This is a genomic window from Paenibacillus sp. NPDC057934 (genome assembly GCF_042887565.1).
Taxonomy (GTDB): Bacteria; Bacillota; Bacilli; order Paenibacillales; family Paenibacillaceae; genus Paenibacillus_AQ.
Window position 1 is genome coordinate 1 of sequence record NZ_JBHVPB010000026.1, and the last position, 1246, is coordinate 1246.

Below are 1246 nucleotides of genomic sequence, written 5' to 3' on the forward strand. Positions count from 1 at the left end.
TGTACCTCTGTCAATAGAGTGGACACAGTAAATAGGGTCAATTCGCGAGTTTTAGATTGCTGTAGTAAAGTGACTCAAAACGATCTGGAGACAGATATCCCAGTTTACTGTGGATTCGTTTTCGGTTGTAGAAGAACTCAATATACCGAAATAGATGGTTTTCTGCTTCTTTTTGAGTCTCGAATTTCCTGCGGTAAATGAGCTCTCGTTTGAGAATACTGTGAAACGATTCAATGCAGGCATTGTCGTAACAATTTCCTCGGCGGCTCATGCTGCGAATCATGTGGTACTCTTTGAGCTTCTTTCGGTAGTCTACGGAGGCATATTGACTCCCACGGTCCGAATGGTGAATGAGTCCTTTATCCGGCTGCTGTGCCTCGCAGGCCTTGTCTAGAGCGGCAGAAACCAATTCAACTTTCATTCGGTTTCCAAGCTCCCAGCCCACAATCTTACGTGTAAACAAATCTAATACGCTCGCCAAATAGACCGTGCCTTGGCGTGTTCGGATGTACGTAATGTCTGTGACCCATACTTGGTTTGGCTTTGTGCACACATCAAAATGTTGGTTTAACCAATTGGGTGCAATGGGGAAGTCGTGATTTGAATCGGTGGTTTGGACGTTGTATTTCTTCATCGCTTGAGAGCGGAGATTGTGCGCCCGCATGATTCGACCTACAGTTTTCTCACCGACTGTAAACCCTTCTTCGTGTAGCTTTTTGGTGATTTTGGGACTTCCATAAATTTCATCATTATCGTAAAAGTGATATTCAATGCGCTGCAACAGCTGTTCCTGGCGTTTCTTCCGGTCACTGAGAGGGGTCGTCCGCCATTTGTAATATCCGCTTCGAGATACGCCAAGTACGCTGCACATCTTCTCAATCCGGAAGGCTGAGCGGTGTTCCTCAATAAACAGAAACGCTAGTTCCGGTCTTTGCTGAAGATGTGCATCGCTTTTTTTAAGATGGCGATCTCCTCTTCCAGATCCTTATTCTTTTGCTCCAGATTCACAATTTGTTGTTCTTGGGTACGCAGCTTGCCACTTCCTACAAAGGGTTCATCAGGGAATTGGCGCAGCTTCATCATCCAGTTTTTCAATGTCCCTTTCGGAATGTTGAGCTCCATGGCAATCTCGTCCATGGACTTCCGTTGTTCCTGAATGTATCTTACCGTTTCTTCTTTAAACTGTTGGTTATATCGCTTCCGTTCTGCCACGGCTACCACCTCTTCTGGAGTTTATTCTATTATC

Annotated in this window: 1 pseudogene; it reads right to left on the reverse strand. The window is 45.3% G+C overall.

Annotated elements, in window-relative coordinates:
- Positions 1 to 37: 37 nt before the first annotated feature.
- Positions 38 to 1212 (reverse strand): annotated as a pseudogene (locus ACFVRY_RS29335) (IS3 family transposase).
- Positions 1213 to 1246: the final 34 nt, after the last annotated feature.